22 protein-coding genes and 1 pseudogene are annotated in these 21,916 nt (G+C 62.8%); 11 read left to right on the top strand and 12 right to left on the bottom strand.

The features are described 5' to 3' along the window. Positions 1-38: 38 nt before the first annotated feature. From CJ177_RS32405 to CJ177_RS32385, 5 genes are all read left to right on the top strand, one after another. Entirely contained in the window at positions 39-1,229 is a 1,191-nt protein-coding gene (locus tag CJ177_RS32405) for an acyl-CoA dehydrogenase family protein (protein ID WP_005242094.1), read from the top strand. Beyond that, positions 1,226-2,437, top strand: a complete 1,212-nt coding sequence (locus tag CJ177_RS32400) for a CaiB/BaiF CoA-transferase family protein (protein ID WP_095869491.1) — start codon at positions 1,226-1,228, stop codon at positions 2,435-2,437. The genes CJ177_RS32405 and CJ177_RS32400 overlap by 4 nt, the downstream gene beginning before the upstream one ends. Positions 2,438-2,444: 7 nt before the next feature. Further along, positions 2,445-3,422: a CoA ester lyase gene (locus tag CJ177_RS32395; protein ID WP_005242097.1), complete on the top strand. Its 978-nt coding sequence runs from the start codon at positions 2,445-2,447 to the stop codon at positions 3,420-3,422. Between the two features lie 30 nt (positions 3,423-3,452). Next, positions 3,453-3,956 (top strand): MaoC family dehydratase, encoded by a 504-nt coding sequence (locus CJ177_RS32390; RefSeq protein ID WP_025432664.1) that lies wholly within the window; start codon positions 3,453-3,455, stop codon positions 3,954-3,956. Positions 3,957-4,235: 279 nt separating this feature from the next. After that, positions 4,236-5,672: an aldehyde dehydrogenase family protein gene (locus CJ177_RS32385; RefSeq protein WP_061698370.1), complete on the top strand. Its 1,437-nt coding sequence runs from the start codon at positions 4,236-4,238 to the stop codon at positions 5,670-5,672. A 1,225-nt stretch (positions 5,673-6,897) separates the two neighbouring features. Here the strand turns inward: CJ177_RS32385 and CJ177_RS32375 are convergent. Beyond that, positions 6,898-7,689, bottom strand: a complete 792-nt coding sequence (locus tag CJ177_RS32375) for an enoyl-CoA hydratase (protein WP_061698372.1) — start codon at positions 7,687-7,689, stop codon at positions 6,898-6,900. 71 nt (positions 7,690-7,760) lie between these two features. After that, positions 7,761-8,090, bottom strand: coding sequence for a carboxymuconolactone decarboxylase family protein (locus tag CJ177_RS32370; protein WP_095869490.1), 330 nt, complete (start codon positions 8,088-8,090; stop codon positions 7,761-7,763). A 45-nt stretch (positions 8,091-8,135) separates the two neighbouring features. Here CJ177_RS32370 and CJ177_RS32365 point away from each other — a divergent pair. From CJ177_RS32365 to CJ177_RS32355, 3 genes and pseudogenes are all read left to right on the top strand, one after another. Continuing rightward, positions 8,136-8,531: pseudogene (locus tag CJ177_RS32365) on the top strand (DDE-type integrase/transposase/recombinase); the annotation flags it as partial. A 263-nt stretch (positions 8,532-8,794) separates the two neighbouring features. After that, positions 8,795-10,171, top strand: coding sequence for an adenylosuccinate lyase family protein (locus CJ177_RS32360; RefSeq protein WP_257014774.1), 1,377 nt, complete (start codon positions 8,795-8,797; stop codon positions 10,169-10,171). Between the two features lie 273 nt (positions 10,172-10,444). Next, positions 10,445-11,434: an LLM class F420-dependent oxidoreductase gene (locus CJ177_RS32355; protein ID WP_005242113.1), complete on the top strand. Its 990-nt coding sequence runs from the start codon at positions 10,445-10,447 to the stop codon at positions 11,432-11,434. Here the strand turns inward: CJ177_RS32355 and CJ177_RS46930 are convergent. From CJ177_RS46930 to CJ177_RS32335, 5 genes are all read right to left on the bottom strand, one after another. After that, a complete protein-coding gene (locus CJ177_RS46930; RefSeq protein WP_005242114.1) occupies positions 11,342-11,704 on the bottom strand; it encodes a hypothetical protein in 363 nt (120 codons plus the stop codon). The two genes, CJ177_RS32355 and CJ177_RS46930, sit on opposite strands and share 93 nt — an antisense overlap. A gap of 432 nt (positions 11,705-12,136) precedes the next feature. Continuing rightward, positions 12,137-12,874 (bottom strand): IclR family transcriptional regulator, encoded by a 738-nt coding sequence (locus CJ177_RS32350; RefSeq protein WP_005242115.1) that lies wholly within the window; start codon positions 12,872-12,874, stop codon positions 12,137-12,139. Positions 12,875-12,982: 108 nt separating this feature from the next. Continuing rightward, a complete protein-coding gene (locus CJ177_RS32345; protein ID WP_257014773.1) occupies positions 12,983-13,429 on the bottom strand; it encodes a PaaI family thioesterase in 447 nt (148 codons plus the stop codon). Positions 13,430-13,622: 193 nt separating this feature from the next. Next, entirely contained in the window at positions 13,623-14,507 is an 885-nt protein-coding gene (locus CJ177_RS32340; protein ID WP_095869487.1) for an alpha/beta fold hydrolase, read from the bottom strand. Continuing rightward, entirely contained in the window at positions 14,504-14,911 is a 408-nt protein-coding gene (locus CJ177_RS32335; protein WP_037202755.1) for a hypothetical protein, read from the bottom strand. Before CJ177_RS32335 ends, CJ177_RS32340 begins: the two co-directional genes overlap by 4 nt. Before the next feature lie 415 nt (positions 14,912-15,326). Between CJ177_RS32335 and CJ177_RS32330 the strand changes: the two genes are divergently transcribed. After that, positions 15,327-16,349: a 3-isopropylmalate dehydrogenase gene (locus CJ177_RS32330; RefSeq protein WP_179443334.1), complete on the top strand. Its 1,023-nt coding sequence runs from the start codon at positions 15,327-15,329 to the stop codon at positions 16,347-16,349. A gap of 1 nt (position 16,350) precedes the next feature. Here the strand turns inward: CJ177_RS32330 and CJ177_RS32325 are convergent, their stop codons facing one another. Continuing rightward, complete coding sequence (locus CJ177_RS32325) at positions 16,351-16,734, bottom strand: helix-turn-helix transcriptional regulator (protein WP_095869485.1); 384 nt, start codon at positions 16,732-16,734, stop codon at positions 16,351-16,353. A 104-nt stretch (positions 16,735-16,838) separates the two neighbouring features. On the opposite strand from CJ177_RS32325, the gene CJ177_RS32320 reads away from it, so the two are divergent. Further along, on the top strand, positions 16,839-18,125 hold the full coding sequence (locus tag CJ177_RS32320; protein ID WP_061042781.1) for an MFS transporter: 1,287 nt from the start codon (positions 16,839-16,841) through the stop codon (positions 18,123-18,125). 143 nt (positions 18,126-18,268) lie between these two features. Further along, positions 18,269-19,282 carry an alcohol dehydrogenase catalytic domain-containing protein gene (locus CJ177_RS32315; RefSeq protein WP_061042780.1) on the top strand — a complete coding sequence of 338 codons (1,014 nt, stop codon included), beginning with the start codon at positions 18,269-18,271 and terminating at the stop codon, positions 19,280-19,282. A 30-nt stretch (positions 19,283-19,312) separates the two neighbouring features. Here CJ177_RS32315 and CJ177_RS32310 read toward each other — a convergent pair whose 3' ends face one another. The 4 genes from CJ177_RS32310 to CJ177_RS32295 all read right to left on the bottom strand — a co-directional run bounded on the left by CJ177_RS32310 (position 19,313) and on the right by CJ177_RS32295 (position 21,873). Continuing rightward, positions 19,313-19,744 (bottom strand): DUF5313 family protein, encoded by a 432-nt coding sequence (locus CJ177_RS32310; protein WP_095869484.1) that lies wholly within the window; start codon positions 19,742-19,744, stop codon positions 19,313-19,315. 50 nt (positions 19,745-19,794) lie between these two features. Then, positions 19,795-20,271 carry a MarR family winged helix-turn-helix transcriptional regulator gene (locus tag CJ177_RS32305; RefSeq protein ID WP_005242124.1) on the bottom strand — a complete coding sequence of 159 codons (477 nt, stop codon included), beginning with the start codon at positions 20,269-20,271 and terminating at the stop codon, positions 19,795-19,797. Positions 20,272-20,344: 73 nt separating this feature from the next. After that, positions 20,345-21,037 carry a hydrogen peroxide-dependent heme synthase gene (gene hemQ, locus CJ177_RS32300; protein WP_005242125.1) on the bottom strand — a complete coding sequence of 231 codons (693 nt, stop codon included), beginning with the start codon at positions 21,035-21,037 and terminating at the stop codon, positions 20,345-20,347. A gap of 8 nt (positions 21,038-21,045) precedes the next feature. Continuing rightward, positions 21,046-21,873, bottom strand: a complete 828-nt coding sequence (locus tag CJ177_RS32295; RefSeq protein WP_095869483.1) for a sulfurtransferase — start codon at positions 21,871-21,873, stop codon at positions 21,046-21,048. Positions 21,874-21,916: the final 43 nt, after the last annotated feature.

Here is a 21,916-nt window from a genome sequence, read left to right as displayed (position 1 = left end):
TGTGCCGCATAGAGGCACGGATGAAGGGTTGAAGCCTCATGACTGCTGTAGTTGACGACGTCGGGTCGTCAGGAGCCGGATATCTCACCGACGAGCGCCTCGCGATCCAGGCGATGGCGCGGGAGTTCGCCGCCAAGGAAGTGCTGCCCGTGGCGAACGAACTCGATCCGGTCAAGGGCGAAATTCCGATGGAACTGCGCCAGAAGATGGCCGACCTAGGCTTCTTCGGTGTTCTGATTCCCGAGGAATACGGCGGGCTGGGCCTCGGGGTCTTCGAGTACGCCCTGATCGTCGAGGAACTTTCCCGCGCGTGGATGAGCGTGTCGAGCCTGATCGCTCGCGGACAACAATTCACCGCGGGATTCACCGAGGAACAGCGCAGCAAGTACCTGCCACGGATGGCTACGGGCGACTTCCTCAGCGCCTTTGCCTTGTCCGAGCCCGATGCGGGATCCGATGTGGCAGCGCTGTCGACTCGGGCCCGCAGGGAAGCCGACGGGTGGCGGATCAGCGGCCAGAAGATGTGGTGCACGTTCGCCGACGGAGCCGACTACCTTCAGGTATTCGCCCGTACGTCACCCATTGACCGCGACCACCGATCGCGCGGTATCAGCTGTTTCATCATGCCGAAGCCTCGCGGTGAGCTGCCCCCGGGAGTGACGGGCACACCGGTACGCAAGATCGGATATCACGGATGGAAGACCTGGGAGTTGTCCTTCGACAACGCCTACGCCGCTGGTGACTCCATGGTCGGCCCCGAAGGCGAGGGCTTCAAGGTCGCCATGGGCGATCTCGAGACCGCCCGGATTCATACCGCCGCCCGCGCCATCGGCGTGGCACGCGGAGCGCTCGAGGACTCCGTTGCCTATGCGCGGCAACGCGTCCAGTTCGGCCGTCCGATCGGCGAGAACCAGGCGATTCGGTTCAAGATCGCGCACATGGCCACCGAGGTGGAGGCGGCCCGATCGCTGATGTACCGGGTGTGCACCGAGGTCGACGCCGGCCGGCGCAACACCGTGGAGGCGTCGATGGTCAAGTACCTCGCCACCGAGATGGCCGAACGAGTAACCAGTGAGGCCCTGCAGATTCACGGCGGTGCCGGATACACCACCGATTTCGCCGTCGAACGGTACTGGCGGGATGCCAAGCTCACCAAAATCTTCGAGGGCACGTCGGAAATCCAGCTGAAGATCATCTCGGATTCGATCCTCGGAAGGCAGACACGATGAGATCGCCGGCCGCCGGGCCACTGAACGATGTCGTGGTGATCGACCTGACGACCATGCTCGCGGGTCCCTTCGCCACCATGGTCCTCGGAGATCTGGGCGCCGACGTGATCAAGGTCGAACCCCCGCATGGTGACTTCATCCGAGAGCAGGGACCGTTCGCACCGGATGACGAACTACGCGCATTCGGTGGGTATTTCCAGAGCGTCAATCGCAACAAGCGCAGTGTCGTTCTCGACCTCACCACCGAGGAGGGGCGCGCCTCGCTGCTCGAACTGGTCGCGCACGCCGATGTCGTCGTGGAGAACTTCCGCCACGGGGTCATGGACCGGCTGGGGCTGTCCTACGAGCGACTCCAGGAGAAGAATCCCCACCTGGTTTATGCGGCGATCCGCGGATTCGGTGACGAACGCACCGGCAGCAGCCCGATGCGGGACTGGCCGGCGTACGACATCACCGTCCAGGCCGTCAGCGGCTTGATGGAGATCACCGGCGAGCCCGACCGCCCCCCGATCAAGACCGGTCCCGGTCTCGGTGACACCGTGCCTGCGCTCTTCGCGGTGATCGGCCTGCTGTCGGCCGTGCACCGTGCTCGCCGCGACGGAGTCGGCGGCTTCGTCGACGTGTCGATGTACGACGCCATGCTGGCCATGTGCGAACGCGCCGTCTACCAGCACTCCTACAACGGCGACGTACCGACCCGGCAGGGAAACAGCCATCCCCTGCTCTGTCCCTTCGATGTCGTGCCCGCGGCAGACGGGTGGGTCAGTATCGCCGCGCCGGGCAACAAACATTGGCAGCAACTCTGCGCGGTAATCGGGCGCCCCGAGTTGGCGACGGACGAACGCACAAGGGACAACGTCAGCCGACTGGACAATCGTGACTTCACCATGTCTGCGGTGACCGCGTGGACAACCACCCGGACCAAGGACCAGATCGTGGAAACACTCGGCGGCAAGGTCCCGGTGGCACCGGTCAATACCGTCGAGGACATCTATGCGGATCCCCACGTGCGTGCCCGCAACATGCTGGTCGAGGTCGATCATCCCGGTGTGTCCCACCCGCTGACGATCGCCAACACCCCGATCAAGTTCGCGGATGCGCCCCCGACCCACCTCCGGCGAGCACCGCTACTCGGCGAACATACCGACGAAGTGCTGGCCCAGTTCGACAACACCACAGCTGCCTTCCAGCTCGAAGAAACAAGATAGGGAGATCATGTCCAGAACACAACGACCGCGGCGTTCCTGCCTCGCGGTTCCCGGTTCGAACCCGAAGATGATCGAGAAGGCGAAGGGTCTCGATTCCGACCAGGTCTTCCTGGACCTCGAGGACGCGTGTGCTCCACTCGCGAAACCTGGTGCGCGCAAGACCATCGTCGCGGCACTCAACGAAGGCGGGTGGGGATCGAAGATTCGCGTGGTGCGGGTCAACGATCTCACCACCCACTGGACCTATCGTGACGTGGTCGAGGTCGTCGAAGGTGCCGGTCAGAATCTCGACTGCATCATGCTTCCGAAGGTGCAGTCGGCTGCCCAGATCGCCTGGCTCGACTTCACCCTGACCCAGATCGAGAAGACCATGGGTTTCGAGGTAGGCCGGATCGGAATCGAGGCGCAGATCGAGGACGCCGCCGGATTGATCAACGTCGACGAGATCGCAGCCGCGTCGCCGCGTACCGAAACGATCATCTTCGGCCCCGGCGACTTCATGGCGAGTATCAACATGAAGTCGCTCGTGATCGGTGAGCAGCCGCCGGGCTACGGTGTCGGCGACGCATTCCACTACCCGCTGATGCGGATCCTGATGGCCGCCCGAGCGAACGGGCTGCAGGCAATCGACGGACCGTATGTGCAGGTCCGCAACGTCGAGGGCTTCCGCCGGGTTGCCGGACAAGCCGCCGCGCTCGGCTACGACGGGAAATGGGTGCTGCATCCGGCCCAGATCGACGCCGCCAACGACACCTTCAGTCCAGCCCAAGCCGACTACGACCACGCCGAGAACATCCTCGCCGCGTACGAGTGGTTCACCTCCGACCAGGGCGGCCGCAAGGGCGCCGTGATGCTCGGCGACGAAATGATCGACGAGGCGTCCCGCAAGATGGCGTTGGTCATCGCCGGCCAGGGGCGCGCGGCCGGCATGGAACGACTCGATGTGTGGAAGCCGGAGATCGAGACCGTAGAGAGCGGTGTGTGAACAGTGACGACCACGGAGAAAGAGCAGAACATGCAGTTCGGTCGGTACTTCGAGGATTTCGAAGTCGGAGCAATCTACAGGCATTGGCCAGGCAAGACCGTCACCGAATACGACGATCACCTGTTCTGCCTGCTGACGATGAACCACCACCCACTGCACATCAACTCCCACTTCGCGGAGGCGACAACAGAATTCGGCCGCAACGTGGTCGTGGGCAACTACGTCTACTCGCTTCTGCTCGGAATGTCCGTACAGGATGTGTCCGGCAAAGCGATCGCCAACCTCGAAATCGAATCGTTGCGGCACGTCAAGCCGACGTTCCACGGTGACACGATCTATGGCGAAACCGAGGTCCTGGAAGTCACGCCCTCGAAGTCCAAGGACGACCGAGGCGTCGTGTACGTCGAAACCCGTGGCTACAAGCAGGACGGGCAGATCGTCTGCATCTTCCGACGCAAAGTTCTCGTACCCAAGCGAAGCTACGGCGACGCGCGCGGCGGCGAACAACCCGCCCGACCGCTGCCACACGCGTAGTCGCCTCCGGTTGGGGAGCGTTCCCGTCTGCAACACCCACAGCCGTTCTCACCGAAGCCGGATGGGATCTGCGGGTCGGCTGCGCGATCCGCGGATCGAGGATTTCGTCCCTCCGATCTTGGATCCGGGCCGGGTGTTCCCCCGATGGTGGGAGGACACCCGGCCCTTGACAGAGATCGCGGGAACGAACCAAGCTGTCAACAGAAACACTGTGCCATATATCGGCACAAACCCGGTGCGGCCGGTCACCCGGGTGCACCACTCGGAATAGGAAGCACAATGCGAGAGCGTTACGAAACGTTCGTCGGCGGACATGACGAGCCCAGTAAGAGTGGGCAGTACTTTTCCACTCGTGATCCCGCCACAGGCGACGTCATCGCCGAAGTCGCGCTCGGCGGAGCGGAGGATATCGAGGCAGCAGTTGCCGTAGCGCAGAGCGCCTTCCGCTCGTGGCGTGACACCCCGGCCGCCACTCGCGGTCGCATTCTCCTCGAGGTCGCCCGCACACTGCGTGAACATTCAGACGAACTGGCCCGAATCGAAACACTCGACACCGGTCAGACGTTGTCGCAGTCGAACGTGGACATCGAGACTGCCGCACGATACTTCGAGTACTACGGCGGGGCGGCAGACAAGGTACACGGCGAGACGATTCCGCTGGGACCCGACTACCTCTCGTACACCCGCAACGAACCGTTCGGCGTGATCGGTGTCGTCACACCCTGGAATGCGCCGATCAACCAGGCCGCGCGGGCCATCGCGCCCGCATTGGCGATGGGCAACGTGGTGGTCCTCAAACCCGCCGAGGACACGCCACTGTCGGCACTGGAGATGAGCCGTCTCGCCGTCGAAGCGGGACTGCCCGCGGGGATTCTCAACGTCGTCCCCGGATTCGGTGCCGATGCGGGAGCTGCGCTGACCGGCCACGACAAGGTCCGCAAGATCGTCTTCACCGGCTCGGTGGAGACCGGCCGGGCGATCATGCGGGCGGCCGCCCAACGGCTGATTCCGCTGACTCTAGAGTTGGGCGGCAAGTCCCCCAACATCGTCTTCGACGACGCCGATCTCGACGCCGCCGCGGCAGGCGCCTGGACCGCGTTTACCACCAAGGCGGGGCAGGTATGTTCTGCCGGCAGCCGGTTGCTGGTGCATTCTTCGGTGCACGACGAGTTGGTCGATCGGCTCGTCCAGCACGCGAAGACCACGGTCATCGCGCCGGGCATCGAGGACCCGGACATCGGATCCCTGGCCACGCGAGGGCAGTTCGACAAGGTCCGCTCGTATCTCGACCTCGGCCCCAGCGAGGGTGCACGTGTCGCGACCGGTGGACACGTCGCCGACACCGGGCGGCTGGGCCGCGGGTTGTTCATCGAGCCGACCATTTTCGTCGACGTCGTCAACACGATGCGCGTGGCGCGCGAGGAGATCTTCGGCCCGGTGCTGACGGTGCTCCGATTCGATTCCGATCAGGAGGCGGTCGAGATCGCCAACGACAGCGACTACGGACTCGTCGCGGGGGTCTGGACCCGAGACCACGGCCGGGCTCATCGCGTGGCCGGCGCCATCGAGGCGGGGCAGGTCTTCATCAACCAGTATTTCGCCGGTGGTGTCGAAACACCGTTCGGTGGCTACAAGTTGAGCGGTTTCGGCCGGGAGAAGGGCTTCGAGGCGCTCAAGCACTACTGCCAGCTCAAGACGATTACCGCACGGTTATGAGGTCCGCGGATCACGTCTCTCCATGACTGAGTACGCCGACGAGACAATCAACGGGACAGATGGCAGCACCCCTGAGCGGTGCAGTAGCTGGGGCGTCGACGGGAGTGCGAAATGCACCAAACCCGAGGAGGCCCGAGTCGTCCACAATGCCGATCGGCATCGCTTCGAACTCCGGGTTCGAGGAGAGCCGGTCGGCATTCTGGGGTATTTCGATCTGCGACACCTCACTGAACCGCTCAGGATCCAAGGCAATATCGGGCCCAGCCCGAGGACGTCGTGATGTCCTACTCCCACACGAAGTCGTGGAAGAGGTCGAAAACCGTTCATTCGCTGCCCTATTCGTGCGACAGGCGCTCGACCTCGCCCGCGACTACCGATGAAAGGTGCGACCGGTCTGCCCGTATGTTCGAAGTTCCTTGACGATCGACCGGAATACGGCGATCTCATTGTTCGCCCGGACGCGTAGGCGGGCGCGTCACACCGCGACAACGCCCCGGTACAGCGCACAGCTCAACACGGGGCGTTCTCCATCGCTAAAGCATTGTGGAAGGCATTTCCCAAAAGTAGTAGCGATCCGCTGGCTCGTAGAAGCAACGGACCGCGACCCAGGAACCCGTAGCCCTGTCCATCCTCCCGATCACGACTGACGTACCTCGAAGCCCGGTGACTACGAACACGCTCGCAGTGAACACCGCCCGATCGTCGACCGGTGCGGTGCCACCTCCCTGCGGCAGTGCGACGAACCGGGAATTGACCAATGAGGACATTCTCACGAGGTCGAAACAGTGACCAACTGTCGTGGAGCCGGCTGTCAGCTCGGCGACTTGTCGGACAATTCGTTGAGTGGTTGTCGATCGTAAACCGGGTGACGCCGAAACGATCCCCGATCATGTCGACCGCATCACGAATCATGAAGAATCTCACCGCTGCAGCAAGTCGGTCGCCGGCTCGTCCGCGCTGTGCGCAATAGAAGCGCACTCGGGAACCTCGCCACGGCCGTCCCGTCCGGAATCGTGGGGCACACCCCGCGAGCCGACCGTGATTTCCGCAGGTATGGCGCGATCGGGTGTTGTCCTGGGTTGCCCACTCCGATCCACTCCGCATTGCCGCCCGCTTGTCGCCACCAAATCGAGCGGACGGATGCCGGCATCCTCCGAATGACGAACCTACCCGCAGGCGAACCACACTTCGCTCGGGTGTTGAAGGGTCGTGCCGAGACGGGCAGTCAGCGGTGTTGCCAGACAGGGGGACGTTTGGCGAGAAAGGCGGTAATCCCCTCTTGCGCATCGTAAGCGGTGGCATTTACTGCCATCGTCTCTTGCATCTGTCGGTACGCTTCGTCCTCGGACAATTCGATTTGTCGGTAGAAGGCTTCTTTCCCGGTAGCCAGGGTCAGTGCGCTCGCCCCCGCGACCGTTTCCGCCAACGATCGCGTTACCTCGGTCAGGGTTTGGGGTTCGGCGACAAGGTTGATCAGCCCCCAGGTCTCTGCCGTGACCGCATCGATCATCTCACCGGTAAGGAGCATCCGTAGGACCCGCTTTCTGCCAATCGCACGGGAAAGGGCGACCATCGGTGTCGAGCAGAACAAGCCGATCTTGACCCCCGGAGTGCCGAATCGAGCCGTCGAGGACGCCACCGCCAGGTCACAGGCAGCGACAAGTTGACAACCCGCGGCGAGTGCCACACCCTGCACCGAGGCGATGACCGGTTGAGGAACGCGATGTATCGCCTGCATCATCTCGATGCAAGCAGCGAAGACCGCGCGTCCGTCATCGAGAGAGCACCCAACGAGTTCATTGAGGTCGTGGCCGGCGGAAAATGCCGCCCCGTTCGCCTGGAGCACGATCACTCGGATCGAGTTATCGCCTCCCAACGCACCGAGAGCGTCCCGAATCCCTCGCATCATGTTCACCGACAGTGGATTACGTCGATCAGGATCCGTCAGAGTGATCCATCCAATGGGTCCGTCGGCGCTGATGCCGATTGACGCCGAGCCAATTCTCGAGTCGGTCATCGTCTCCCTTTCTGAACCAGCAGCAGGACGATGCAGCCGCTGGGCGCTGATGGCACTCGGCCTAGGGGTAGTTAGCTCTCGCGGATACGCTCGGCGGACGCGAGGGACTTGAGCCCGTACACGACAGCACCTCCGGCTCTGAGGCTGGCAGCGATATAGGTCGCCTCCGCCAACTCTTCATCGCTTGCACCGCAGGCGACGGCATCATTGGTGTGCACCTTGATGCATCCTTCGCACTGCGTGGTCAGTGCGACCGCCACGGCCATGAGTTCTCGATATTTGCGGGGGATCTCACCGGGTCCGGTGAAGACCGAGGCGTTGAAGGCGGCCAGCGCCTGACCCATCGAGCTGGCTCGGTCACCGAGGGGCGCCGTGCGATGGTTGTGCGTCATCACAGTCATCAAGTTTCCTTCAGATAATGGCTCGAATAGCGTTTCGAGACAACGGTCGCCAACTACACCTACGTGTCGATGGTCGGGTTCGCCTATTCCGCGTTCTGCGTCGATGTCTTCTCCCGCCGAATTCTAGGTTGGCGGGTGATGACTACGAGGCCACGCCGTTGCTCAGCGGCGTCCTCGAACAAGCGCTGTTCACGCGACGGAGGACTGATTTCCGTTTCACTTTAACAGGTTTGGTGCATCACGCGGACGCGGGCAGTCAGTACACGTCGCTCGCGTCGACCGAGGCGTTGGTCGAATCCGGGATCACGGGCTCGATCGGCAGCGTCGCCGACACCCTCGATAATGCCATGATGAAATCGGCCATAGGGGCTCTACAAGACCGAGCCCATCCGCCGGGAATGGGTATGGACCGGACGGGCCGAGGCGGAGCGGGAGACGGCCGAGTGAGTTCGCTGGTTCAATGCTCGGCATAGACCTGGGGCACCGTGGGAGCAGCAGCCAGATAGGTCAACCGTGGACAACATCAGATCGGCCATTATGGCCCGACCACCGACGCTATCTCTGACTTACTGAAAACGGGAATTGACAACGCAGACTCGGTGTTGGACTATCAACACGCGGCGTGCCGACCAGCGGAACGGCATGCCAACAAATTGAGCTGCGGCGCGGATCTCCTGCGCACACACCGACAAGAAGGCGGAACCATGGGCGTGGGACTTGACGATGACCTGCTACGTGACTTTTTCGGCAACGCCGAACAACGTGCGATCTTCGACGGACCGCAGCGACTGCAGGGGTGGCTGGATGTAGAGCGTGCTCTAGCACAAACTCAGGCTGAACTCGGAATCATCCCGGCCGAAGCTGCGCAGCGTATTTCAGCGCACTGCCAGAGCGATCTTTTCGATATCAATAAGCTGCGCCAACACGTCAGCGCAACACAGCATCCAATCGTTCCGATGGTTAATGCGCTGGAGAAGTTGGTTGGCACAGAGTTTGGACAGTTCGTGCACTATGGTGCAACTTCTCAAGACATCATGGATTCCGGTCAAGCCCTTCAACTGCGTCAATCACTGCAGGGTATTGAGCGCGATGTAGCTGCAGCCACGAAGGCGGCCGCGTCGCTCGCTCTGAAGCATCGCAACACTACTCAAGTTGGTCGAACGCATGGACAACACGCCGTTCCGATCTCATTCGGTCTGAAGGCCGCTACCTGGGTAGATGAGCTGCAGCGGTTGCAAACACGCATAGCAGAATCGCGTGATCGAATTCTCACAGTTCAGATCTTCGGTGCCGCCGGAAGCATGGCGGGGTACGGTGACCGTGCCTTCGAAGTAAAAGCGGGTGTGGCATCGCGGCTCGGCCTTACGGAACCGGTGGCACCCTGGCACGCGACTCGAGACCGCATAGCCGAACTAGGTTCCTTGATGGCCCTCCTCGCTGGTGTATCCGAGAGGATCGCGGCAGAGGTGATTCGCCTGCAATCCACAGAATTTGGGGAACTGGTCGAGCCTCTCCAGCCTGGTCACATCGGATCATCGACGATGCCGCAAAAGCGAAATCCGCACCTTTCCGAAGGCATCGTAGCCAAAGCGCGAATTGCGCAAAGCCTATCCGCTGGGCTACTCCGAAATGGCGCTCACCAGCACGAACGAGACATGGGGGCATGGGCTGTCGAGTGGCTGACTGTCCCTGAGTTGATGGTTGGATCTGGCGCGATGGCAGCGGATCTGAACCATCTGCTGGAAGGTTTGCAAGTAAATGTCGAGCGTATGCGAAGAAATGTCGGAATCACCGGGGGCCAGGTCAATGCCGAATCTCTGATGATGATTCTTGATTCATCCATTGGACGTGATCATGCCCATCACCTTCTTGTTGAGTTGACTCGATCCGCCGACCTTCGAAACCTGAACTTCTCCGAGGTTGCGACGGCGGATGAACGAGTAGCCTCCCACCTGTCGCAAGATCAGATAATGAAAGCTCTTGATCCAACCCAATACCTAGGTTTCGCGCCCGAGGTTGCAGACCGCATCAGTCGCGCGCTCACCGCTGATGCGGAGGACCGACCCTCGATCAGCCCATAGCCCGGCATCTGATTCTTCGGCTCAGCTCTGCCGCCTGCGACAACATCAAGTTCTGGCGAAGCGTGCCCTGACTGGCAGCAGGTGGAGGGGACTTGTACGGCGTTCCAGAGAAGTTGATTTCGAGCGCACACTCGTGCCCTATTCGGTTCACGAGGGCACGAGCGCAGAAGGCCCACCGGCGGTCGTGACTACTTGTCGCGCACACCACACAAGATGCAGTCGAAACAAGGCCGAACGCAAGCGCTGGGCTGACGAATCGTAAGGAACAAGAATTTGAAACTTGGACTTCGGATACCACAACGCGACAAGGTGAACCTTCGTCTAGACGTCACCGAGGTGGCTCAGACTGCGGAGAATAACGGATTTGACAGCCTCTGGGTCTATGAGCGAAGCCTCTATCCCCTGACGCCCGAGGAACCCTATCCATACTCGGATCCGCCCGGCGGCGATTGGCCATCCTATTATCGGCAAACCGCAGATCCACTCAGCGTACTTGCCGCTGCCGCGATGGTAACCAGTCACGTGCGTCTTGGGACGAGCGTGCTCATCGCCGCGCAACATATTCCTTTCCAACTGGCGAAAACAATAGCAACAATCGATCAGATCAGTGAAGGCCGATTCGTCGCGGGCTTCGGTGCCGGATGGTCGAAGGACGAAATGCGCGCCGCAGGAGCGGATCCCATTCTTCGAGGGCGCTACCTCGACGAGACGCTCGACGTCCTCGCGGCAGCATGGGGACCGGATCCAGTGAGCTACCAAGGACGACGCACGATCGTCAGCAACGCTATCGTCGGCCCGAAGCCGGCGTCACGAGTGCCTGTTCTCATCGGGGGCGGAGGTACCCCCCGGACCATCGAACGAATCGCTTCTCGAGCCGATGGATGGCTGTCCATTCCCTTCGGCTCAAAAGGATTCCAGGAGATCGAATCCACCTGGAACAAGATCCGCGAGCGAGCCGTCGAACTAGGTCGCTCCGCCGAACACCTCGAGCACATCGTTTGTGCAAATATAACTCTCACCTCCGAGCTCGCAGGGGCCGAACGCACACCTTTCGTCGGCACGATCGACCAAATTGTCGAGGACGTCGTCGCCGCGTCGGAAGTGGGTGTCGACGAGCTGATCATCGATCTGAACCTTCAAGATCCGTGGTTCACCGATAGCAGAAGGATGCTAGACACGGCACTCGACATCTTCCACCGTGTCAACAAAACGCTGAAACATACGGTAGCCGATAAGATATCGGGTACTTCGGAACCACGATAGGGAGATATCGGCGTACTTGATCTCGTCGACCGAAGTGGTCTTGTCGTACACCGGCGTATCGAAGGGGAAGGTCTGCGCCTCACAGTGATTGAGCGCCTCGGTGGCCGCGATATCATGGAGCGCAACCGTGATGGTGGTTGCGCTGTTGGTCACCGTCGACGAGCACGTGACAGTGGCCGAACCGATTGCCGGGTTCGCGATCAGGGCGAGAGCGGAGAATCCGGCGATCACGCCGGCACAGACGACACGGCGCGTGATTGATGCAGCCACGTGACTGTACCTTTTCGAGTCACCGCGTTCCCGCGCACCGGTTGCCCAGGCGTCGCTTCCACCGATTGTGGTAACGACGCGGCTGTCCGATCCGGAAGACGTCCTGGGGACGACGAACCCCCGCTCCGATTTCACTACCGACCGGCTTCGACGGGAAGCTTTCGCGGCTGCCCCTTCGTGAGCCGGCGAACTCGGTCCTCCGTCGGGGCTGCGGGAAGAACACTGCGTGGCTCGACGTTGATCAGGCTCGATGTTCACGGGAGGCCAGCGGTGCACTGGCCATCGGTGCGCACGATGTTGGCGAGCCGACAGTCGACCCAACAATCCGCGGCTGGCTCGATCGGCTACCGGGCATCAGTTGTCGTTGTGGTCGCCGTGCAGAGCCACAAACGCAAGCAAGGTGCGGAATCCGGTGACAAAGCGCTCGACGGATCAGAGCAGTGAACTCACGTTCGCTGCAGTGTCGGAGACCTGCTTTCCCCACCAGGGCACACGATGCTCGTCGAAACGGGTCTCCGGCATCGAGATCCCGATGCCACCTACCGGGCATCCCCCCTCCCCCAGCACAGCTGCCCCGACGGCACACACTCCCATCCGGTTCTGATTGACGTTCACCGCATATCCGACGCGGCGGATTTCCTCGATCTTCTTTCGGATCGATTCGGGATCGGTGTCGGTCTGCGGAGTGAGTTGCTGGATGGGGCTGGAGAGAATTCTGTCGACCTCGTCGTCCGGGAGGCGCGCCATGATCGCCATTCCCCCCGACGTGTGAGGTAGCTGCCATGTGCTGCCGACCTTGATGAAGGTGCGAACCGCCTGATGGGAATCCATGCGTTCGATCTGAACCACCCGTTCCGCACCGTCACGGACCTGGAGTGTGATGGTCTCGTTCGTCAGATCCCGCAGCTCACGCATCGGTTCGAGCGCGACCGTTCGCAAGTCTCCCTTGTCCCAGCCGCGCCGGCCCACGGCGAGTGCCCGTGAGGTGAGCTTCCATCGCGTGTACTCGCTCTCATCGCTGCGGATCCAGCCGGCGGATGCGAGTGCCTGAAGAGTCCGCTGCACGGTCGATTTCGGCAACTGAAGGGTGCGTGACAGTTCGCCTACTCCGACCGGCTGGCTCTCCGCAACAGCTTCGAGTACGCGCAAACCTCGTTCGATGCCCTGCACCTACTGTTCCTCTCCCTCGACCGCCGCTCCGCGCGGTGCAACATTTCGTACTGTGCCGATTATCGGCACAGTATGTCGAAATGTCCAGTCTTGATGTCCGCTACGGACTCACCGAAGGCGACTCTCTGCGGCCCCGCCGACGCCGACAGGCGTCGAACTGTCCGCGAGGATCTTGAAGACGCCCGTCGCTGTTGCCACCACCGAGTCGTTCACCCGCAGGTCGGAGTCCGCGAAGACGATCGATGCCGTGCGCCGCACGATACGGGGTGAGCTCGTCAAGAGGTCACCGACCCGGACGATACCGAGGAAACTGACATTCAGCTGCACGGTCGCCATATTCTGCGTGGCGGTTTCCGCGAGGGCGGTCGAACCGAGGGCTCGGTCGGCGAAGGCCATGATCAGGCCCCCTTGCACGACTCCTCGAAGGTTTCGATGTTTGGGTTCACACCGCAGTCCGTATTCCCGTGCACCGCCTTCGCCGCGACGCAGCAGCAGTGGACCGATCAGCCCGATGAACCCACCGTCGTGCACCTCGTCCCATTCGACTTCGCTCACGCCCACCTCAACTTCTACTTCCATCCCGGCTTCGATCTTTCATACCCATCGAGTCGGGTCGCGACCTGACGGGTGGCGCGGTGCCGCCGACGGCGAGGTTGGAGGAACTCGCTCGTCGGCGGCCCGCGAGGTTGCGCCGGCCCCGTGCCTCGTGACCACCACGAGCACTGCCGGCCGCGCAACCGGTCAGTGGTTACTGGGTAGCCGAAAGCACCTTCGACGGCACGGCCGAGTCACGGATTTCCCACAGCACCGGCTTGATGCACCGGAAGAACTGGGCTGCGTCCTCGCTCATCGGGAAGTGTCCGAGTCCCACCATCGGAACGACCTTCGCACCCTCGATCCGCGCGCCGAGTTCCTCGGCCTCCTCCGGTCCCGTCGCGAAGTCGTATTCGCCGTTGAGGATGTACACGGCGGTCTTCGACGTATCGATGTTCTGTGCCGTTTCCCGAAGATCGTGCTCGACGCTGTAGTAGTGGAGATCACCCTTGAAGACCGGCGGGGACCCCTGGCTGTAGACCCAGGTCGTTTCCCTGCGGCCGACCTCGGGCGCCGTCGGCGAGGTGAGCGCGTACATCGCCGCCGGCTTGGAGTCGTTGCTGATCTCGGGGTGGAACCAGTAGTCGAGGTAGAAGCCGGGCGAATGCAACGCCGCCTCGAGCGCGATCACGGCACGGAACACGCCGGGGTAGTGCAGGGCCAGATCGGGGGCGAGGTTGCCGCCCATCGAACTACCCATGTACACCGCGTCCTCGCAGTCGAGAGCCTCGGCCAGGGCAACGACGAACTTCATGAAGAAGTCCTGGGTCAGGTTGTACTCCTGCTCCCACCATCGCACGGAGAGCGGCGGCAGCGACCGCCCGTGATACGGCAGATCCCACGTGATCACGCGGAAGTGCGACGTGATCTCCTCGTCCTCGAGCAGATGACGATACTGGCGGCCGTCACAGCCGGCGGTGTGCTGGAGAAGTAGCGGGATTCCGGACCCGCTCTCCTCGTAGTAGACCCGGTACTCGACGTCGTCGATCGTGAGATGGACGTACCGCCCGACCGCCTTGTCGAACTTCGTCGTGGTCATTTCGCCTCCTCGGCAACGTTGGTGTACGAACGCATGAAATCGAACAGTCGCCTGAGCGCGGCGTAGTAGGCGAAGAACATCTTCATGTCTCCCCCATAGCGGAAGTTGTGCCGGGTGACCGCCGAGAAGAGGTCCTGATAGAACGGGCGAGGCACCCGCTGGAAGAACTTGCTCCATTCTTCGATCGGCGCCGAGATCTCGATGTCGTAGTTCCGCGCAACCGTCATGAGGTTGTTGCCCTCGGGCGGTGCCATGGAGTCGAGTCGACCGTCACGAATCACCAGCACGTAGGTTTCATCGCCGATCTCCAACCGGACGATGGCGTTCCAGAAGCGCGCCGCAATCTTGAATTCGGGATCCAAGTTGAGCGCCTCCGTGAACCTCTCCGTGTCCACAAATGGCATGGCCTTTCCCTTTCCAGTAAGTCGCTATTCGACCTGCGATCACACGCGGGCGGCGTGGGGTTCGCGAGACATGGCGACCGCGGGGGCGTCCCTAGCGGAACTGTGCCGTCCAGCGGTACGCCGTGTCAGTTTCGAGTATGTGGACTGGCTCACAATTTGTCAATACGCTGACGTGAACCTCCGATGCCCGAGCTCGACACACCCCGCCCGGCGCCGAACTGCATCGCTCGGAGACGCGCCTGCTCCATAGGGTTCGTCGGTTGACGTGAATCTCACTATGTGGCACCGCTATTCCAGCATTTGGCTGAGCGCGATAGCTTCTGTGGACCGACGCCCCTTCCGCCCGCTGCACCCCTGCACTCGGCTGGGCGACTCGTCACGCGCGGAAACAGTCCCACGTTCACAGTTCGGAGATCTGATGAAAATTGCAGTCATTCCCGGGGACGGAATCGGCCCCGAAGTCATCGCCCAGGCGGTCAGCACCTTGCACGAGGTTGCCCCCACCATCGACACCAGCTACTTCGACCTGGGCGCCCGAAACTTCCGGGCAACAGGTCGCCTCCTCGCCCCGGAAACACTCGACGAGATCCGGCATCACGATGCGATCCTGCTCGGCGCAATCGGCGACCCCACCGTCCCCCCCGGCACGCTGGAACGTGGCATCCTGCTCGAAATGCGCTTCGCGCTAGATCATCACATCAACCTACGTCCTACGAAGACGATGCCCGGCGCGCCTCGAGTGCTTGCCGGAGATGTGAATGTCGACCTGTTGGTAGTCCGGGAGGGAACCGAAGGCCCGTACACCGGCAACGGGGGCGCACTCCGCGTCGGAACGCCCCATGAAGTCGCTACGGAAGTCAGTGTCAACACACGCTTCGGCGTCGATCGACTTCTCCGGGAGGCGTTCGAGCGCGCCACGGTCAGGCGGCAGAGGTTGACGATCGTGCACAAACCGAACGTTCTCGCCTTCGCAGGCTCCTTGTGGACCCGCGCTGCCAACGACCTGGCAGCGCTGTATCCGGACGTCGAGGTCGATCACATGCTCGTCGATGCGGCCATGCTGCATCTCGTCACAAACCCCGCCCGATTCGACGTCATCGCCACCGACAACCTCTTCGGCGACCTCATCACCGATCTCACGTCCGCCCTCGGCGGGGGTGTCGGACTGGCGGCAAGCGCGAACATCGACGGCTCACGGAGGAACCCCGGCATGTTCGAACCGGTACACGGGAGCGCCCCGGATATCGCAGGTCGAGGAGTCGCCGATCCCACAGCCGCAATCCTCTCGGTCGCGTTGATGTTGCATCACCTCGGACTGTCACGTGAAGCGAACGCCATCGACCAGGCAGTTCAGGACCACATCGCATCCCGCGGACAGGAATCCTGCTCCACCGAGGAAATCGGTGAGCAGATCAGGAGCCGAGTGCGCTCCGAATGACTCATACTGCTTCGCCATCGGCCGGCCGCCAGTCCACAATGAGTTCCACGAGGCCGGGAAAACGCTCATCGAGGTCTTCGATGCGGACTCGGCTGCGTCGCTCGAGCCCGTGCTGCCGCTGTCGGATGACACCCGCCTCCCTGAGCGCTTTGAAGTGATGGGTGAGGCTCGACTTCGGCCGTTCGAAGCCGAACCACCCGCAGGTGTGGTCGTATTCCTCAGAGCTGGTCAACAGCCGATTGACGATTGTGAGTCTCAGCGGGTCGGCGAGGACGCCCATGACCCGCTCCAGACGGATCTCTGATGCCGCCGGTTCGGGTAGCGGCGTCGGCAGGGAAGGCTCTTCGCTGTCGTTCATGCGATAGGTCGGCGCAAGGTCGGTCATAGATCCAGCATAGCGGCAGTACGAATTTTGTCGTACCATCTCTGTACGAATAATCTCGTACTAGTACGTCCGGTATCGAACCGGGTGCGGAAGAGGAGACGGCGATGGCAAAGAGTTCGGCCGGTCCGAAGGAACTGAGGTGGTCCCTGGCCGCCGCAAGCACGGTGACAGCCGTCTTCGTGCTGTCCAACGCGCCCACCCCGCTGTACACGCGCTGGCAAGCGGAATGGGAGTTCAGTTCCGGAACCTTGACGATCGTGTTCGGGGCCTACATGGTCGGGCTGATCGGGACCCTTCTCGTCGCAGGGAAACTCGCCGATCGATACGGGCGGAAGATTGTGCTCGTCCCAGGCCTGATCGCCGCGGTCACCGCGGCGGGGCTCTTCCTGTCGGCCACGAACGTAGTGTGGTTGCTGGCGGCCAGGCTGCTGGCCGGCGCCGCGGTCGGCGCGGCCGTCACCGCGGGCATGTCGGCGACGATCGATCTCGCCCCCGACCACCGGCGCCGGACCGGATCCATGATCGCCTCCGCTGCAATGGTATTCGGTGCCGGACTCGGCCCCCTCCTGTCCGGGGCGCTCTCCCAGCTCATCGACACACCACAGTCCTGGATATTCGGGATCGTGCTCACGATAACGACACTGACGCTGGTCGTCGCGATACGGTTGCCACTCCACCGCGCATTCGCAGAGGACGGTCCGGTCGGACCTCTCTGGTCATGGCCTTCCGTTCCTCGCCCCAATCGCCGTGAACTCGTCTGGGGAGCAGCAGCATTCGCCCCGGGCATTACCTCGACCTCCTTCTTCCTCTCCCTCGGGCCCACAGTCCTCGCCACCGGCATCAACGCCCCCAGCCCGCTACTCGCGGGCGCAGCGGCATGCGGCATGTTTCTGGTAGCAACCGGAATCCAGTTCGCCCTGGCGCATCTACGAACCAGAACCCATCTCGCCCTGAGTTCCACTGCCGCGTTCGTCTCGATGGCGACGCTGACGGCGAGCGTCACCCTCTCCCCGACACCGGCGTTGTTCGTCCTCGCGGCACTTCTTGCCGGCGCCGCGCAGGGCCTCGGCCAACTTGCGGCACTGACACTGATCGGCACCCGGGTCCCGTCGAACCATCGCGCCGAAGCAAACGCGACATTGAACATTGCCGGCTACATTCCTGCGGCTCTGCTCCCCGTGGGAACGGGCTACCTGATCCAATTCCTCCCCTTCGGCGCGGCCATCGTCACGTTCGCGGCAGCCGTCATGGCATTCTCCCTCGCCGCGCTGATCACCGTACGAATCAGCACAGCCCGACACCTGCGTCCAGGTACCGCGGAAGAGCAAGTCATCCGAGGCGAGACGGACGCCGCCACCGAGGAAGCACTGTGGGAAAAAGCGCAGACATGACCTACGGACAGTCGTGTCGCCGGGCACCATTTGTCTCCACGTCGATGGGTTGGACCTCGTCAGCCCTTGTCAGGAGCTCCGCCGAGGGGCTTCACTGAAACCTGGTTCTCGATCGCTCAGGACGACAGACAGGGAGAATACAGATGCCCACCCATCAGGCAGTTCACGTCCAGGCCCCCGGCGAACCGCTGACACTCGTCGACGTCGAAACCGCATCGCCCCCTCGCGACCACGTACGCATAGCGGTATCCGCGTGCGGGGTATGCGGCACCGACCACGCGTTCATCAACGGCCAATTCCCGGAGATGTCCTGGCCACTGACACCTGGACACGAGATCGCCGGAACCGTCGCCGAACTCGGCGCCGGCGTCGACAACTACACCGTCGGCGACCGCGTCGCCGTGGGTTGGTTCGGTGGGCACTGCAACCAGTGCATCCCCTGCCGCAAGGGCTACTTCATTCATTGCGAGAAGTTGCAGGTGCCGAGCTGGCAGTACCCCGGCGGATACGCCGAGTCCGTGACCGTTCCAGCCAACGCACTCGCCCGGATTCCGAGCGAGCTGTCCTTCGCCGAAGCCGCGCCGATGAGCTGCGCCGGCGTCACCACGTACGACGCGCTGCGGAAGACCAGCGCCGTCCCAGGCGACCGCGTCGCCATCCTGGGCATCGGCGGACTCGGCCACCTCGGTGTGCAGTTCGCCCGGGCGATGGGCTTCGAGACGATTGCTATCGCTCGCGGCGCCGACAAAGGCGACGACGCTCGTCAGCTCGGCGCCCACCACTACATCGATTCCACCGCCGGCGACGTCAGCGAAGCGTTGCGGGCACTGGGCGGCGTGGCGGTGGTCCTGGGGACCGCGGCGAACTCGAAAGCGATGGGCGACACGGTCGGTGGGCTGCTTCCGCACGGAGAACTCACCGTCGTCGGCGTCACGCCCGAGCCACTGCCGATCAGCCCTCTGCAGTTGATCACTCCCGGCCTCAACGTGACCGGCCACCCCTCCGGCACCGCCCGCGACGTCGAAGAGACGATGCAGTTCGCGGTCCTGTCGGGCGTGCGCGCCCGAATCGAGGAACGGCCTCTGACTCGAGCGGCGGAGGCCTATGCAGCGATGGAGGAAGGTCGGGCACGCTATCGCATGGTCCTCGCCATGTGACCATTCTCGGCATCGGTTGATCGACTGTCTTCAGCGGAGTTCGTTGCCACGCCGCCGTTCGATGCCCCAGGTGCCGGAAGGTCCGTGGAGCTTCTCGTACGCGGCCTTTTCGGCGTCGTGACGGGACGCCTTCCTCGGGTTCTCCAAGTCGGGCGGTAGTCCGTGCCTCTCGAGGCGTCGAGATCGGTTCTGCGCCATGTACGACACCGCGTAGAACACGGCGAGTAGCACTCCGAGCAGGACCATGGAGGCGCGCAGTCCGAGCGGTCCCGGGAACAGGAAGAACGCGGCGAAGACCGGAACGAACGGGACCATGCTGCGAATGAGGTGCCGGGGAACCGCCCAGTCACCGACCAGGTCGTTGCGGACCCAGTCCTGCATGGAGTCGGGAAGTTTGCGGCCTACCGCGTAGCCCAGCCACTGTATGGGTCCAGGCCGGCTTCGTTGCGTGTTACGCACCATGGCAACTACCTGTTCACGTTGTGCTGGAGTCGAATTCGACATGATTGTCCTCATTGATCGAGCGCGCCCGCTCTGAGCGCAGCCTGATTGACGCGGGTGAGAACGTCGTGGAGTTCTTCGAGTTCGGCCAGGCTGACACCCAGCTTCTCGATCACGGCGGGCGGAATCTTCTCGGCTTCCGCACGAAGCGCAGCACCGGCTTCCGTCAGCTCCACATCCAATTGCCTCTCGTCGGCCCGACTGCGGGTGCGCGTGATCAGTCCGGACGCCTCGAGGCGCTTGAGGAGCGGCGAGAGGGTGGGTGAATCGAGTTGCAGCGCGGTCCCGATCTCCTTGACCGCCATCGGGGCCTTTCCCCAGAGAGCGAGCATGACCAGATACTGCGGATGCGTCAGCCCCATCGGTTCGAGCAGGGGGCGGTAGACGGCGAGCACCGCCCGGTTCGCGATCGCGAGCGCGAAACACACCTGCCGGTCGAGAGCGAGTAGATCGTCGCCGGCCTTCCCCTGCTGGATGTCTGCGGTCATGCCACCAGGCTACCAGAATGATTCGCGCAATAACTAATATTGCACGAATCATTCCGGAGGTTGCCGGCGATCCTCAAGGCAGACGCGCAACGAGGGCATCGAGTCCGGTTCGCGGGCCGGAGAAGAACGGCGTCTCCAGCCGAACGTGCCGGCGCGCGTCGGTCGCACGAAGGTCTCGCATCATGTCGACGATCCGGCTCGGGTCCGGAGCCTCGAAGGCGAGGATCCACTCGTAGTCGCTCAACCCGAAGGAACTCACCGTGTTGGCCCGCACGTCCGGGTAGGCGCGAGCCGCTCGGCCGTGTTCGGCGAGCTGCCGTCGCCGTTCGGCGTCCGGCAGCAGATACCACTCGAGCGATCGGTTGAACGGGTACACGCACACGAACTGCCCCGGCTCCTCATCGGCCACGTATGCCGCGATGTGACTGCGGTTGAATTCGGCCGGCCGGTGGAGCGCGACCGCACTCCACACCGTCGTACACGCCCGCCCGAGTCGGCAGCGACGAAAACCGGAGTAGGCGGCCTGCAATCCCTCGACGGTGTCGGCGTGCGTCCAGATCATGAAGTCGGCGTCTCCGCGTAGTCCTGCGACGTCGTAGATTCCGCGGATCGCGACACCGGACTCGGCAACTCGCTCGAGGTAGGTGTGCGCGTCCTCCACGACCTCGTCGCGCACGTCCGGAAGTGCGCCGGGGACCACCTGGAACACGGTGAACATCATGAACCGCACGCGTTGATTGAGTTCGGTGAAGCGAGAGCTGGTCAAGGCGCGCGCTACCTCTCGACCGGAACGCCGACCAACGAGCCGTACTCCACCCAGGAGCCGTCGTAGTTCCGGACCTCGGGGTAGCCGAGCAGTTCGTGAAGAACGAACCAACTGTGCGCCGACCTTTCGCCGATCCGGCAATAGACGATGATGTCCTTCGTGTCGTCGAGGCCGGCGCCGCCGTACAGGTCGCGGAGTTCGTCCTCGCCGAGGAAGGTGCCGTCGTCAGCGGCAGCCCTGGACCACGGCACGTTGACCGCAGTCGGGACGTGCCCCGGGACCTGGGGTTGCTCCTGCGGGAACTGCGCGGGAGCGAGGATCTTCCCGGAGAATTCGTCGGGAGACCGGACGTCGACGATGTTCTTGTTCCCGATCTGCTCGATCACCTCGTCGCGGTGCGCGCGGATTCCCGACACGGGCTCGGACGCCACGTAGTCGGTGGCCGGTCGGGTGACCTTCTCGCTCGACACGGGCCGGCCGTCGAGCTCCCACTTCTTGCGTCCGCCGTCGAGCAGCCGGACGTCGCGGTGGCCGTAGAGCTTGAAGTACCAGTACGCGTAGGCCGCGAACCAGTTGTTGTTCCCGCCGTACAGGATCACCGTGTCGCCGTTGGCGATTCCCCTCTCGGACAGGAGTTTCTCGAACGATCGCCGGTCGATGACGTCGCGGCGTACCGGATCTTGAAGATCGCGCTTCCAGTCGATGCGGACGGCACCATCGATGTGGTTCGTCTCGTACTGCGTGGTGTCCTCGTCCACCTCGACGAGGACGACGTCGGGGTCGTGTGCGTGTTCGACGACCCATTCCGCGTCGACCAGAAAATTGCTTCTACTCATGGTTCATCCTTCACTTCGTCGGCAACGGGGCGTGCGCATATAA

Source organism: Rhodococcus sp. ACPA1 (assembly GCF_002300195.1).
GTDB lineage: Bacteria > Actinomycetota > Actinomycetes > Mycobacteriales > Mycobacteriaceae > Rhodococcus_F > Rhodococcus_F opacus.
This window is presented reverse-complemented; position numbering and strand designations above follow the sequence as displayed.